Origin of the sequence: Microbacterium sp. Root180, assembly GCF_001428485.1 — a bacterium.
Taxonomy (GTDB): Bacteria; Actinomycetota; Actinomycetes; order Actinomycetales; family Microbacteriaceae; genus Microbacterium.
Genome location: NZ_LMHS01000002.1, coordinates 607,623 through 622,021 on the forward strand (window position 1 = coordinate 607,623; position 14,399 = coordinate 622,021).

Annotated in this window: 13 protein-coding genes; 4 read left to right on the forward strand and 9 right to left on the reverse strand. The window is 70.0% G+C overall.

What is annotated here, in order from left to right; translation table 11 throughout:
• Positions 1-24: 24 nt before the first annotated feature.
• From ASD93_RS07165 to smc, 3 genes are all read right to left on the reverse strand, one after another.
• A complete protein-coding gene (locus ASD93_RS07165) occupies positions 25-525 on the reverse strand; it encodes a DUF2004 domain-containing protein (protein WP_056120719.1) in 501 nt (166 codons plus the stop codon).
• Between the two features lie 88 nt (positions 526-613).
• The gene (gene ftsY / locus ASD93_RS07170; protein WP_056120722.1) at positions 614-1,486 is read right to left on the reverse strand and encodes a signal recognition particle-docking protein FtsY; all 873 of its coding nucleotides are present in this window, start codon (positions 1,484-1,486) and stop codon (positions 614-616) included.
• A gap of 69 nt (positions 1,487-1,555) precedes the next feature.
• On the reverse strand, positions 1,556-5,113 hold the full coding sequence (gene smc / locus ASD93_RS07175; RefSeq protein ID WP_056120725.1) for a chromosome segregation protein SMC: 3,558 nt from the start codon (positions 5,111-5,113) through the stop codon (positions 1,556-1,558).
• A gap of 512 nt (positions 5,114-5,625) precedes the next feature.
• Here smc and ASD93_RS07180 point away from each other — a divergent pair.
• From ASD93_RS07180 to ASD93_RS07195, 4 genes are all read left to right on the forward strand, one after another.
• Complete coding sequence (locus ASD93_RS07180; protein WP_056120728.1) at positions 5,626-5,883, forward strand: hypothetical protein; 258 nt, start codon at positions 5,626-5,628, stop codon at positions 5,881-5,883.
• A gap of 86 nt (positions 5,884-5,969) precedes the next feature.
• Positions 5,970-7,043 carry a GNAT family N-acetyltransferase gene (locus ASD93_RS07185; RefSeq protein ID WP_056120731.1) on the forward strand — a complete coding sequence of 358 codons (1,074 nt, stop codon included), beginning with the start codon at positions 5,970-5,972 and terminating at the stop codon, positions 7,041-7,043.
• The gene (locus ASD93_RS07190; RefSeq protein ID WP_056120733.1) at positions 7,040-8,137 is read left to right on the forward strand and encodes a GNAT family N-acetyltransferase; all 1,098 of its coding nucleotides are present in this window, start codon (positions 7,040-7,042) and stop codon (positions 8,135-8,137) included. The genes ASD93_RS07185 and ASD93_RS07190 overlap by 4 nt, the downstream gene beginning before the upstream one ends.
• Positions 8,134-9,219, forward strand: coding sequence for a hypothetical protein (locus ASD93_RS07195; RefSeq protein WP_056120737.1), 1,086 nt, complete (start codon positions 8,134-8,136; stop codon positions 9,217-9,219). Before ASD93_RS07190 ends, ASD93_RS07195 begins: the two co-directional genes overlap by 4 nt.
• Here the strand turns inward: ASD93_RS07195 and mutM are convergent, their stop codons facing one another.
• From mutM to ASD93_RS07225, 6 genes are all read right to left on the reverse strand, one after another.
• Positions 9,220-10,134: a bifunctional DNA-formamidopyrimidine glycosylase/DNA-(apurinic or apyrimidinic site) lyase gene (gene mutM, locus ASD93_RS07200; RefSeq protein ID WP_056120740.1), complete on the reverse strand. Its 915-nt coding sequence runs from the start codon at positions 10,132-10,134 to the stop codon at positions 9,220-9,222.
• Positions 10,127-10,828: a ribonuclease III gene (rnc, locus tag ASD93_RS07205; protein ID WP_082569218.1), complete on the reverse strand. Its 702-nt coding sequence runs from the start codon at positions 10,826-10,828 to the stop codon at positions 10,127-10,129. The genes mutM and rnc overlap by 8 nt, the downstream gene beginning before the upstream one ends.
• Before the next feature lie 16 nt (positions 10,829-10,844).
• The gene (rpmF, locus tag ASD93_RS07210; RefSeq protein ID WP_019179169.1) at positions 10,845-11,054 is read right to left on the reverse strand and encodes a 50S ribosomal protein L32; all 210 of its coding nucleotides are present in this window, start codon (positions 11,052-11,054) and stop codon (positions 10,845-10,847) included.
• Positions 11,055-11,056: 2 nt separating this feature from the next.
• Positions 11,057-11,611, reverse strand: coding sequence for a YceD family protein (locus ASD93_RS07215; protein ID WP_056120977.1), 555 nt, complete (start codon positions 11,609-11,611; stop codon positions 11,057-11,059).
• A 61-nt stretch (positions 11,612-11,672) separates the two neighbouring features.
• A complete protein-coding gene (coaD, locus tag ASD93_RS07220) occupies positions 11,673-12,170 on the reverse strand; it encodes a pantetheine-phosphate adenylyltransferase (RefSeq protein WP_056120743.1) in 498 nt (165 codons plus the stop codon).
• Positions 12,171-12,209: 39 nt separating this feature from the next.
• Complete coding sequence (locus ASD93_RS07225; RefSeq protein ID WP_056120746.1) at positions 12,210-14,372, reverse strand: ATP-dependent DNA helicase RecG; 2,163 nt, start codon at positions 14,370-14,372, stop codon at positions 12,210-12,212.
• Positions 14,373-14,399 lie beyond the last annotated feature (27 nt).

The window sequence follows — 14,399 nt, forward strand, 5'->3', positions numbered from 1 at the left end:
CGGCGGCAGCGGACCGCGGGGGCGCTACTCCGCGCTGGTGACGGTGAGGACGCCGCCCTCGGAGTCGAGGTTCACCAGCAGCACGTCGTCCGTGGCGTCGGGGTCCAGTGCGTACTCGAGCACCGCGAACGGGTCGGACCCGCCGTGCTCGTCGGCGAGGATCGTCATGCTCATGAACTGGAGTGATCGGATGACGTCGATGTGCACGTCGCCGGAGATGTCGACGAGCAGGTCTTCCAGCTCATCGCCGAGGGACTCCTGCTGCTGGAGGATGTACTCGGTCACTTCGCTCGTGCGATCGCTGAGCTCGTCCACCATGGCGTTGCGCGCGCTGCGGTCGATGTCCTCGATCGACGAGATGAGACCGGCGGCGACATCGAGTGCCGCCTCCGAGACGTCGTCCTGATCGGGTGCAGTGAGGTCGACCGTCACGGACTGATCCCCGAGCTCGACATTCTCGGACCAGAAGATCGAGCCGTCCGGGCCCGATTCGAGGAGTCCGAAGTAGTCGTGCTCGATCGCCATGTCCCCATGAAACCAGCCTGCGCGCCGAGGCGGAAGTCCTGGACCCGCGTGGCGGAGATCCGTTACGCGGCCGACATCCGCGGGACCGTCATTCGACGAGCGACGCCGCGAAGACGTGCGGCGTGAAGCCGGTCAGGTCACCGATGCCCTCACCCTGCCCCAGCAGCTTCACCGGGATGCCGGTGCGCTCCTGCACGGCGAGGACGAACCCGCCCTTGGCCGAGCCGTCGAGCTTCGTGAGGACGAGTCCGGTGACGCCCGCGTGCTCGAGGAAGGCCTGGGCCTGCATGACGCCGTTCTGACCGGTGGTCGCATCGAGCACCAGCAGAACCTCGCTGATCGGCGCCTGCTTCTCGATCACGCGCCTGATCTTGGTGAGCTCGTCCATGAGGCCCCCCTTGGTGTGCAGACGGCCGGCGGTGTCCACCAGAACGATCTCGGTGCCGGTGCTCTTGGCGTACTCGATGGTCTGGAACGCGACGGATGCCGGATCCTGCCCCTCCTGCTGCGGTCGGACGATCGCGGCTCCCCCGCGCTCCGCCCAGGTCGCGAGCTGATCGACCGCGGCCGCCCGGAAGGTGTCGGCCGCGCCGACCACCACCGATCGTCCGTAGCGCTGCAGGAACTTCGCGAACTTGCCGATCGTGGTCGTCTTGCCCACGCCGTTCACGCCGACCACCAGCACGACGGCGGGGCGCTCCGTGAGGCGGAGGGTCGTGTCGAACTTGGCGAAGTGCTCCTCGAGCGTCTCCTTCAGCATCCGCTGCAGATCGCGCGGGTCGGTGGTGCGGAACCGCTCGACCTTCTCGCGCAGCTCGTCGACGATGCGCTCGGTGATGTCGGGCCCGAAATCCGCGGTCAGGAGCGCCGTCTCGAGGTCTTCCCACGTCGTCTCGTCGATCGTGGGCTTGACGAACATGCCGCGCAGCGCGCGACCGAGCGACCAGGAGCTCTCTGCCATGCCACCAGCCTATGGCCGGCCGACCCTGCGCCGTTCCCCGCGTCCTCGTCGTCTCGACGCCGGCCGAGCTTACGAGGCCGCGCGCTCGGCGAGGCGCTGACCGACGACGGCGGAGACGCCGTCCTGTCGCATCGAGACGCCGTACAGCGCGTCGGCGATCTCCATCGTGCGCTTCTGGTGCGTGATGACGATGAGCTGACTGGACTCGCGCAGCTGCTCGAGGACGCCGAGCAGGCGACCGAGGTTCGCATCGTCGAGTGCTGCCTCGACCTCGTCGAGGATGTAGAACGGGCTCGGGCGCGCCTTGAAGATCGCGGTGAGCAGTGCCACGGCCGCGAGCGACCGCTCTCCGCCCGACAGCAGCGAGAGCCGCTCGATCTTCTTGCCGACGGGCCGCACGGCGACTTCGATGCCGGTGGTCAGCGGAGCATCGGGATCCGTGAGCGAGATGCTCCCCGTGCCGCCGGGGAAGAGGATCGGGAAGACTTCGCCGAACGCCGTCCTCGTGTCCTCGAAGGCCGCGAGGAAGATCGTCTGCATCCGCTCGTCGAGCTCCTCGATGATCGTGATGAGGTCCTTGCGGGTCTGGGTCAGGTCGGCGAGCTGCTCGGTGAGGAACTTGTGGCGCTGCTCGAGCGCGGCGAACTCCTCGAGCGCGAGCGGGTTCACCCGGCCGAGCTGCGTGAGCTTGCGTTCGGCCTCCTGCAGGCGCCGGCGCTGCTGCGGGCGATCGAAGGGGACGGATGCCGCCTCCTCGGCCTCGCTCTCGTCGGCATCCTCTGCGGCCTCCGACGCGACCGGATCGCCCGGAACACCCTGATCGGGTCCATATTCCGAAACGAGAATGTCTTCGTCCAGACCGAGCTCCGATTGCACGCGCTCGAGGATCCCGTTCACGTGGAGGCGCTTCTCGTGGATCTGAAGCTCCAGGCTGTGGACGCTCTCGGTGAGGCCGGCGAGGCGCTCCCGCGCCACGGACTCCTGACGCCGCAGTTCGGCGAGCTCCGTCGTCAGCGCGCTCCGCTCGGACTCCGCCTGGGCGAGTTCGAGGCGTGCCTGCACGAGCGAGCGCTCCACCGAGTCGAGCACCGCCGGGAGCTGCGCCGCGACACCCGCGGCGGTGTCGCGCTGCGCGCGGCGCAGGACCGCTCGGCGCGCGGCCTCCGCGGCTGCCTCGCGCTCGCGTTCGCGCTGGCGTTCCAGTGCGATGACGCGCGCCTCGCCGGCGCGGATGCGCTCCTTCAGCGTCTCGACGTCCAGACGCGCGCGCATCTCGCCGTCGCGCGCACCCTCGAGAGCGGCCAGCATGCCCTCGCGGGCTGACGCGTCGAGAATCGGCCGGGGAGCCTCGAGCGCGGCGGTGAGCTGGTCGTCCGCGGATCGGGCCGATCCCTCGGCCTCGGCCACGGCGACCTCGGCCTGAGCGAGTCCTGCGGCGAGTCGCTCGCACTCGGCCACCGCCGCCTCGTGCCGCACCGTCGCGCGGTTCACCTGCTCGGTGTGCGCCGCCAGTGCGGCATCGTGCTCGCGCAGCGTGGTGAGCGCGGCCTTGGTCCGCTGACGGGCGGAGTCGAGGACGCGCGTGGCATCCGCGAGGGCCTCGCGCAGGGAGTCGGCGACGACCGTGATCTCGTCGCGACGCTCCGCTGCGGCATCCCGCTCCGCCGCCAGCTCGAGGCGGGAACGGCGCTGCCCCGATCCGGCACGCACGGTGTACTCGGTCACGACCTCGCCCGAGCGGGTGACGACCGTCACCGGCCCCCCGGCCGCTGCGGCCGTGAGCGCGGGACCGGCAGCCAGGGCGGCGTCGAGATCATCGGCGACGAGGACGAAGGACAGGATGCCGAGCACGCCCTCGGGTGCCGAGACGACATCGCGCGCGGGCACGACACCCGCGATCGCCGGGAACTGGGGGCGAGCGGATGCCGCCTCGGCGATCGCGATGTCGATCGTGCCGAGATCGCCCTCGCGCACCAGCCGCGCCGTCGCTGCGGCCTCTTCGCGGCTGCCGACGAGCACGCCCTCGACGAGGGGCCCGAGGGCGGCCGCGATCGCGGCCTCGTACCCCGCGGTGATCTTGACGGAGTCGCCCAGCACTCCGCGCACGCCGGCGGCGCCGCGAGCGATGACCTCAGCCGCGGCGTTCTTGCCGTCCAGCGCGCGTCCCAGCGCGGAGGTCTGCGCCGTGAGCGCCTCGACCTCGCGCTCCGCAGCGTGCAGGCGCTCGCGCAGGGTGCCGACTTCCGTCTCCGCATCGGTCGCGTCGCGCTGCGCTCGCTCGTACGCGGTGGCGTACTCGGCCGCCGACCCGTCGGGCACGAGATCGGGATCGACGCCGGCGAGGGTCTCCGCAGCCTCGGCACGGCGGGCCAGCGCGGCATCGAGCGCGCGCTGCTGCCGGTCGACGGCCGCGCGGACGGCGGCGAGAGCGGATGCCGCGGCCTCCGCGGTTCCGCGCAGGGCCGTGAGCCGCATGTCGTGCTCGGAGACCAGAGCGCTCTGGGCCGCGATGTCGGTGTCGAGCGCATCGAGCTCGGCACGCGCGCGCATCACGTCGCGCGAGGCTTCGGCCGCGGAATCGTGTGCCCCGCCGAGGCCGTCGCCGATCTCCTGGATCTCCGCGCGAGCCTCGTCGATCATCGCCTGGGACACGGTCGTCAATTCGATGCGCTCGTCGTCCTCGGCCTCGCCGAGGAGCGCCAGCCGCTGGCCTGCGAGGGCGTACAGCCCGCGCAGGCGCTCCTGTACGCGTTCGAGGCCGTAGGTGACGCGGCGCGCCTGATCTACGGCCTCGGATCGCTGCTCGGTCTCGAGCAGTTCGATGCGAGCCCGGGCGCTCTCGAGCTGATCCTGCAGCACGAGCCGCTCGGCGTGGCGCTCCTGCTCGCTCTGGGCATGCGACGCGAGCTCGGTGCGAAGTCCGACGATCTCGTCCGCGAACAGTCGCGCCTTGGCGTCGCGCACAACGGCGGCGATCGTCGCGGCCTCACGCGCGATCTCGGCCTGCCGTCCGAGCGGCTTCAGCTGCCGGCGGAGCTCTCCGGCGAGGTCGCTCAGACGCGTGAGGTTCGCCTCCATCGCATCGAGCTTGCGGAGGGTCTTCTCCTTGCGCCGACGGTGCTTGAGGATCCCGGCGGCTTCTTCAATGAAGCCGCGGCGATCCTCCGGCGACGCCTGGAGAACGCTGTCGAGGCGCCCCTGCCCGACGATCACGTGCATCTCGCGTCCGAGCCCCGAGTCGCTCAAGAGCTCCTGCACATCGAGCAGCCGGCAGACCTCGCCATTGATCGCGTACTCGCTCGCGCCGTTGCGGAACAGCGTCCGGCTGATCGTCACCTCGGTGTACTCGATCGGCAGCGCGCCGTCGGTGTTGTCGATGGTGAGCTGCACCTCCGCTCGCCCGAGCGGGCCGCGCGTCGCGGTGCCGGCGAAGATGACGTCCTCCATCTTGCCGCCGCGGAGGGTCTTGGCCCCCTGCTCGCCCATCACCCACGCGAGCGCATCCACGACGTTCGACTTGCCGGACCCGTTCGGTCCGACGATGCAGGTCACGCCGGGCTCGAGGGCGAATGTCGTGGGCTGGGCGAACGACTTGAACCCTTTGAGCGTCACGCTCTTCAGGTGCATCCGTCGCCTCCGCGCTCACGTCCACCCCGGCCCGGGGACGCCCGACCGTGTGCGGGCGCCCACCACGCTACCGGAGCACGCACACCGTTCCGTGAAGCACCGCCGTACGGGACGCGACACGCCCGTGGGCGCTCGAATCTGCGAGAAAGCTTGACGCGAGCTGGATGGACGCGCTAGTGTCACTCTCCGCGTCTGAAGTCGAGAAAGGAGGTCCGAAATGATGCACATGAACACCACCGGAGTCATCGCTCCCACTGGCGTTGCGACGATTCGTCTGTGCGCTCTGCGGACCCACTCCTTCGGCGCATTCCAGAACAGCGGCTTCCACACCGCCGGCTGACCCCGCAGGGGAGAACTCTGTCCGCTTGCGGGCATGACCTCCTGCGCCGCCCCGTTTCCGGGTGCTGAGCGCGCATCCTGCCATTCGCCCCGTCGTGCTGCGGCACGGCATCCCCCGCCCGACCGCGCGTGGTCCGGGCATCCACCTCCACTCCACACGGAAGAGAACCATCATGAGTACCACCCTTCTCGCGCCGCAGCGCCCATCGGGCATCCCCGATACGCTGCGGCTCCAGAGCCGCGACACCCGCACCTCGCTCGTCGACCGCATCGCCCTCCGTATCGGGCTGCGACTGCTGATCTGGGGCTCACGGACTCCGCGGCTCACGGATGATCGCGAGCGTCACGCTCGCATCCGTCGCGCCCATCAGGCGAACGTCGCCCGTGCGCACGGCTACCTCCGCGAGGCCCTCCTCGCACCCCGGCCGTGACGGCCACCGGGGTCCGCCGCCCGAAATTCTCGAGCGGCGGACCCCACTCCCCGATTTCCACCACGCATCGAAAAGACGCCACGATCATGAACACACTCACGCACATCGAGTTCCGCCCGCTGACGGTACCCGCCGCGATCGATGCGCCCGACGCCGCCGACTTCGTCGAGATGGTGCGCGTGCGCAACCTCATCTACCGTCAGATCTCCGGTCACGACGACCATGGCATCGCGGCCGATGAACTGCTCCCGCACTTCGCGCCGAATCAGTACGAGCTCCGCCAGATGTGGCTCATCGTCGAAGAGGGAGCCGTGATCGGCCGCGCAGCGTGCGATCTGCCGCTCGAGAACGACTCCAAGGTCGCGTTCTGGCTCATCGAGCTCCTTCAGGAGACGTGGGGTCGCGGAATCGGCTCCGCCGCCTACGAACTCATCGAGCGCACCGCGCGGGAGAACGGCCGCACCGTGCTGCAGTCATGGGCCGAGCACCCGGCGGCACCCGGTCCCCGGCTGTCTCCCCCGACGGGCTTCGGCGAGATCCCGGAGGACCACGCCGCCCGGTTCTACCTGCGCCACGGGTTCAGCCTCGAGCAGGTCGAGCGCAACAGCGCCTTCGATCTGACCGCCCCGTTCGACACCGTGGAGCGCCTGCTCGCCGAGGCCGAGGCGGCCGCGGTCGACTATCGCGTCGTGCAGTGGTTCGCCCCGACTCCGCCGGAGTTCGCGGAGGGGTACGCCTGGATGAAGTCGCGCATGGTGACGGATGCTCCGGCAGCCGCCCTCGAGTTCGACGAGGAGACGTGGGATGCCGCGCGCATCGCCGAACACGACGCGAAGTACGCCGGCCGGACGATGCAGGTGACCGCCGCGCAGCACATCGCGACGGGTGAGCTGTGCGCGTTCAACGAACTCGTCGTCGGCAAGGACCGGACCGAGGCCAGCCACCAGGAGGACACGCTCGTGCTCAAGGAGCATCGCGGGCACAAGCTCGGCACGCTGGTGAAGTGCGCCGGGCTCCTCGCCTGGCGCGACGTCGCTCCCGACTCACCGCGGGTCATCACCTACAACGCCGAGGAGAACCGCCCGATGCTCGACATCAATGAGGCGATCGGGTTCGAGCCGATCGCCTACGAAGGCGCATGGAAGAAGGTGCTGTCATGACCGATCTCGCTGAGGGCGCGACGCTCGTCATCCGACCCGTCGTCGCCCCCGCAACCGTGGACGCTCCCGACGCGGGAACCTTCCTCGAGATGGTGCGGATCGCGAACGCCGTGTGTCTCGCCGACGCGGGACACGACTACCTCCGCGAGGAGGCCGAGGAGATGCTCGGGTTCTGGCAGGACCAGACCGACTGGACCCAGCTCGGCTTCGCGGCTGAGCGGGGCGGGGTCATCCTCGGCGTCGTGAAGATGATGATCTCGAACGAGGCGGATGCCTCGACAGTCGAGTTCGACCTCATGGTCGACCCCCCGCGGTGGGGCCAGGGCGCGGAGGAGCTTCTCCTCGCCGAGGTCGAGCGCGAGGCACGCGAGCGCGGCATCGCGACGATCCAGACCTGGACGCTGCACCGGCCGGGCACCCCGGGTCCTCGTCTCTCGCCGCCGACGGGGTGGGGCGAGATCCCCGCGGACGATCGGCAGACGGTGTTCCAGCTCGACAACGGCTTCGCGCTGGAGCAGGTCGAGCGCAACAGCGTCTTCGATCTCACCGGCGACTTCGCTGTCGTCGAGCGGATGCTGGCGGAGGCCGTGGCCGTCGCGGGTCCGGATTACCGGGTGGTGGCGTGGAGCTCGCCCACTCCCCCGGAGTACCGTGACGGCTACGCGCATGTGCTCGCGCGCATGTCCACGGATGCACCATCGGGCGGCATGGTCGTCGATGAGCAGCACTGGGACGCCGATCGCGTGGCGCGGCGAGACGCTCGACAGCAGGCCCAGGGTCTCACGGTCTCGGTCGCGGCCGTGGAGCACCTCCCGACGGGGAAGATCGCTGCCTACAACGAGCTCGTGATCGCCGAGGACCACACCGGCGCCACACAGCAGTACGGAACGCTCGTCGTGAAGGAGCACCGCGGGCACCGCCTGGGCGCGATCGTGAAGTGCGCGAACCTGCTGCACTGGCGCGAGCTGGTGCCCGAGTCCCCACGTGTATCGACGTTCAACGCCGAGGAGAATCGGCACATGCTCGACATCAACGAGGCGATCGGGTTCGTCCCCGCCTCGTACGCGGGTGCCTGGAAGAAGGTGCTGGCGTGAGCGAAGCCCCGGTCGTCGTCCGGCGCGTGATCGTGCCGGACGACATCGCGGCGCCCGATGCTGCCGACTTCATCGCGATGGCGGAGCTGCGCAATGACGTCGCACGGGAGCGCACCGGGCACGACCTCCTCGCCTACGCACCCGCCGAGCTGCTTCCGGGGTGGCAGAACCAGGAGGACAGCGCCGGACAGGCGTGGCTCGCCTTCCGCGGCGGGGAGGCGATCGCGCGGTTCTACCTCGAGCGCCCGATGGAGGACGGATCCGAGGTCGCCGACATGGGGCTCGACGTCCGCGCCGCGGCCTGGGACCCCGGCCTCGTCGATGAGGGCTTCCGCATCGTCGAAGAGGCGGCCCGCGCGCACGGCCGGCGGATCATGCAGACGTGGACGTTCCATCGCCCGGACGACGACCTTCCTGCCCTGGCGTCCCCGACCGGCTTCGGCTCGATCCCCCGCGACGACTATGCGCAGGCCTTTCTCGCGCACGGGTACGTGCTCGAGCAGGTGGAGCGCAACAGCGCGCTCGATCTCCACGGCGGCGGGGCGACGATCGAGCGACTGCACGCCGAGGCGCTGGCCGCGGCATCCGATCGGTACCGGCTGGTGAGCTGGACGCTGCCCACCCCCGATCACCTCGTGCCCGGCTACGCCTGGCTGATGTCGCGCATGTCGACGGATGCCCCGTCGGCGGGAATGGTGTGGGACGAGGAGACCTGGGATGCTGCGCGCCTCCGCCGCTACGAGAAGGAGGTCCTCGACGCCGGTCGATTCGGCCACATCGTGGCGGCCGAGCACATCGACAGAGGCACCCTCGTGGCGTTCAACGAGCTCTTCGTCGACGGCGATCGCACCGGGGTCACCGAGCAGAACGCGACGCTCGTGCTGCGAGAACACCGCGGCCACCGTCTGGGCATGCTCGTCAAGGCGGCGAATCTGCTGGCCTGGCGCGAGCTCGTGCCCGACTCCGCGCAGGTGACGACGTTCAACGCCGAAGAGAACCGCCCGATGCTCGACATCAACGAGGCGCTCGGCTTCGTGGCCGTCTCGTACGCGGGCGCGTGGAAGAAGACGCTCGACGCGTGATCAGGGCCGCGGCATCCGCTGGCAGTGCGGGCAGAAATGGCTCGACCGGTTCGTGAACGAGACCCTGACGATCGGCCGGCCGCAGCGCGGACAGGGCTCGCCCGTGCGACCGTAGGCATGGAGTGAGTGGGCGAAGTAGCCGGCCTGGCCGTTGACGTTGACATACTGCGCGTCGAAGCTCGTGCCGCCTTCGGCGAGGGCCTTCTCGAGGACGTGACGCACCTCGGCGAGCAGTCGGTTCACCGCCCGCGTCGACAGGTCGCGCGCGGGCGTCTCGGGATGGATCCGCGCCGCCCACAGCGACTCGTCCGCGTAGATGTTTCCCACACCGCTCACGACCGTCTGGTCGAGCAGCACCCGCTTGACCGCGGACGCCTTGGTCGCCAGCGTTCGCCGGAACGCCCCTTCGGAGAACGCCGGGTCGAGCGGATCGCGGGCGATGTGGGCCACCTGACGGGGAACGGATGCCTCGGCACTCCCGAATCCGCCGGGCGCGCCGTCGGCCGTCGGCACAAGGTCGTCGATCGCCAGCGATCCGAACGTGCGCTGGTCCGCGAACACCACCGCCACCTCGCCGTGACGGGGGTGGGACAGGTCGATGCGCACGCGCTCGTGGCGTTCGGGCGCCGCTCCCGGGGCGCGCAGCAGCAGCTGCCCGCTCATGCCGAGGTGTCCGACGACGGCCTCGGTCGGCGCGAGCGACGGCGCACCCTCGAGAGGGAGCCACAGGAATTTGCCGCGGCGAGCGGCGGAGCGGATCACCCGGCCTGTGAGCGCCGCCTCGAAATGGGCGCCGTCGTCGCGATGCCGGGTCAGCGCTCGGTCGTCGAGCACGGTCACACCCAGCACGGTCGCGCCCGACACGGCCGGCGCGAGGCCGGATCTGACGACCTCGACCTCGGGAAGCTCAGGCACGCCCGCTGAGCTCCTGCCATGCGCGCAGGGCCGCAGCCATCTCCGCCGCCTTCTTGCTGGACCCGCCGCCCTGCGCCGTGACGTCCCCGACGGCGACGGTGGCGGTGAACCGGCGATCGTGATCGGGACCCGTCGATGAGACCGAGTAGGCCGGCGGCTGCACACCGGATCGCGCGGCGAGCTCCTGCAGGCTCGTCTTGGGGTCCATCGCAGCGCCGTAGCGCTCCGGGTCGGCGAGCAGCGGCTCGACGAGCCGCAGCACCAGGCCGGTCGCGGCATCCGGCCCGGCCGACAGGTAGGTGGCGCCGATGACGGCCTCCATCGTGTCGGCGAGGATCGAATCCTTGTCGCGCCCACCGGTGAGGTCCTCGCCGCGCCCCAGGCGCAGATGGATGCCGAGCTCGATGCCGCGGGCGATCTCGGCGAGGGCGACGGTCGACACCACGCTGGCGCGACGCTTGGCCAGCGCACCCTCCTCGAGCTCGGGATGCCCCGTGAACAGGCGCACGGTCACGGCCTGTCCGAGCACGGAGTCGCCGAGGAACTCGAGGCGCTCGTTGTGGGGAACCTGCCCGTTCTCGTACGCCCACGAACGATGCGTGAGCGCGAGCGACAGAAGCTCGGGGTCGATGTCGACCCCGAGCTTCTGCGTGAGTTGTGTGAGCGCGAGGCGCTCAGCGATGACGTCGGTCACGTCGCCAGGAGGGCGATCAGACGTCGGCGACCTTGCGGCCCTTGTACTCGAGGAACAGCTCCGTGCCCTGCGAGTCGGTGACGACCTTCGCCTGGTGGGGACGGCTGTAGACGACCTTGCCGTTCTCGATCGTCTTGACCAGCGTGGGGGCCTCCGCCTTCCACTGCGCGCGACGCGAGCGCGTGTTGGAACGCGAGACCTTCCGCTTCGGGGGGTTGCCTGCCATAGCTAGCTCTCTTCTGTGTTCTCGACGTCTGGGCGCTGTGCTTCGTCGTCGTGGTCTGTGGTGTATCCCTGGAGCGCGGCCCAGCGAGTATCGAGGGGCTCGCGCTGCTCTGCGCCGGTGTTCGTGGTCATTCGCTCACCCGTAGCCGGATCGAGGCCGGGGCAATCCGGCTGACACACCGGCTGAAACGGAAGCGACAGGACGATCGCATCCCTGACCAGAGTTTCAAGATCCACGTGGTCGTCTTGAACCTCGAAGTCAGTTGCTTCCTCTCCAGGATACGCGAAAAGCTCCTGAAACTCGACTTCGACGCCCTCGGCGATGTCGGTGAGGCACCGACCGCACACGCCGGTGTACTCCGCATCAGCGGTCCCCGACACGAGAATCCCCTCGTGCACCGACTCGACGCGCACGTCGAGCGCGACGGGCGAGCGGGCTTCGATCGACACGAGCCCCTCGCCCCACTTCTCCGGAGCGGGGACGTCGAGCTCGAACTCCCGCATCTCACCCGGCCGGTTCACGATGTCTCGGACGCGGATCGAGAACGGACCCGCCACATGCTGTCTGACCACGGTCACTCATCGTAGTCGCGGCTGGCTGAACGCCGCCCGACAGCGCTCAGATGTCGCGCGAGCCGGTATCGAGGAAGCGCGCCACGGCGCCCGGGACGAACGGCGACACGTCTCCGCCGAGCGAGGCCACCTGACGCACCAGCGAGCTCGAGACGAGGGCATGCGCGGGGTCGGGCAGGAGGAAGACGGTCTCGACGTGCGCGAGGTGCCGATTGACGATCGCCATCGGGGTCTCGTAGGCGACGTCGACCTGCGAGCGGATCCCCTTGACGAGGACTCCCGCATCGACGTCGACGGCGTAGTCGACCAGCAGGCCCATGCTCCACGACGCGACGATGACGTCGCCGTCGATTTCGCTCTCCGCGATCGACTGCTCGAGGAGAGTCAGTCGCTGCGCGATCGGGAGCATCGCCTCCTTGCCCGGGTTGTGCACCACGAGCACGTGCAACTGGTCGTAGAGCGACGCGGCACGGCGGATGACGTCGAGATGACCGAGAGTCGGCGGGTCGAAGGACCCAGGGACAACGGCGATCCGACTGTTCATGGGCTCAGCCTATCCGGCTGAGGAAGGCGCGCTCGGACGTCAGTTCTTGGCGAGCGCCGCGCGCTCCTCGAGGCCGACGCGCCGCTCGAGGGCGGCCACGAGACCCGGATGCCGCAGCAGCGCCGGGTCTTCGGCGAGCAGGTGCTCGGCCGCGGTACGGGCCTCGGCGATGATGTCGGCATCCTTGACCACCCGCAGCAGGCGCAGTGACGAACGGGCGCCCGACTGGGCGTCGCCGAGGACGTCGCCCTCCCCGCGCAGCTCGAGATCGACCTCTGCCAGCTCGAAGCCGTCGAGCGTCGCCGCGACGGCCTCGACGCGCTGGCGGGCCGGTGATCCCGCGGTCGCCTCGGTGACCAGCAGACAGAGTCCGGGGACGCCGCCGCGGCCCACGCGGCCGCGCAGCTGGTGCAACTGCGAGACGCCGAACCGATCCGCCTCGAGGATCGCCATGGTCGACGCGTTCGGCACGTCGACCCCGACCTCGACCACCGTGGTCGCGACGAGCACCTGCACATCGCCGCGGGCGAAGGCCTGCATGACGGCATCCTTCTCATCGGACGGCATCTTGCCGTGGAGGATCTCCACGCGGATGTCGCCGAACGCCGGATGCCGCGACAGCAGGTCGCCGACCTGCACCACGCCCCACCGCGTGCGCGCGGTCTCCCCTTCGGGCGATCCCGGCGGCTCGTCGGCGGTGTCGTCCTTCGTGAGGGCCTCGGCATCGATCGCGGCGCAGACCACGAAGCCCTGACGGCCCTGCGCGACCTCTTCGGCGAGGCGATCCCAGACGCGCCCGAACCAGGCGGGCTTCTCCGCCAGCGGCGCGACGAACGTCTGGATGCCGGCGCGCCCCTCGGGCATCGTGCGGATCGTGGACACATCGAGGTCGCCGAACACCGTCATCGCGACCGTGCGAGGAATCGGCGTCGCGGTGAGCACGAGAGCGTGCGGCGAGGATCCCTTGGCGCGCAGCGACTCGCGCTGCTCCACGCCGAATCGGTGCTGCTCGTCCACCACCACCAGACCGAGGTCGGCGAACGTCGTGGACTCGCTCAGCAGGGCATGGGTCCCCACGACGATCCTGGCCTGGCCCGATGCGACGCGGAGTGCGGCCTTTCGCCGCTCGGCCGCTGTCAGCTGGCCGGTGAGCAGGGTGGGCATGAGCTCGGGAGCGAGCTGCGGGCCCAGCATCCGCGCGATGGAGCGCACATGCTGGGCGGCGAGCACCTCTGTCGGCGCGATCAGCGCGGACTGCCCGCCGCTCTCGGCGACCTGCAGCATCGCGCGCAGGGCGACCAGCGTCTTGCCCGAGCCGACCTCGCCCTGAACCAGACGGTTCATCGGCCAATCCCCCTGCAGATCGCGCTCGACCTGGTCGCCCACGCTCACCTGATCCGGTGTGCGCGGGAACGGCAGGATGGCGTCGAACCGCTCGAGCAGAGCACCGGGCACGCGGCGCGTGGCCGAGAGTGCCCGCACGAACGCCCGCTGCTGCAGGAGCGCGACCTGGAGCGTGAACGCCTCATGCATGCGCAGCGTCGCCCGCGCGGGCTCGATCTGATCCTCGAAGTCGGGGCGATGGATCCGCTCGATCGCGGTGCGGGCGTCGAGGAGGCCACCGAGCTCGCGCAGCTCGTCGGTGAGCGGGTCGGGGACGGGACCGAGCCCGTCGAGCACCAGATCCACGATCTTCGTGAACTGCCAGCTCGCGATGGTGCTGGTGGCGGGATAGATCGGGATGGGCAGATTCGCGTTGGCCTGCGCCGTGAGGCGCGCCGTCGCCTCGTCGTCGAACAGCTCGTAGTCGGGATGGGCGAGCTGCTTCGCGCCTCGGTACTCCCCCACCTTGCCGGCGAAGATCCCGCGCCGCCCGGGCGCGAGGTCCTTGATGCGCCAGGACTGATTGAAGAACGTCAGCGAGAGTTCACCCTGTCCGTCGCTGATGACGACCTCGAGGATCGACCCCTTGCGGTTCTGCATGCGACGCTCGCTCGCGCGACGCACCTCGGCGACGATCGTCACCGGCTCGCCGATGGGCAGCGATGAGATGGGGGTGAGCTCGCCCCGCTTCGCGTATCGCCGCGGGTAGTGGGACAGGAGATCGCCGACGGTGCGCATGCCGAAGGCGCGCTCCAGCGCCGCCGCCGTCTTGCCGCCGACCGCGCCGTCCAGGCGCGACTCGAGCGTGAAGGACGACATGGTTCGAGTCTAGGGAGGCACGGCGAC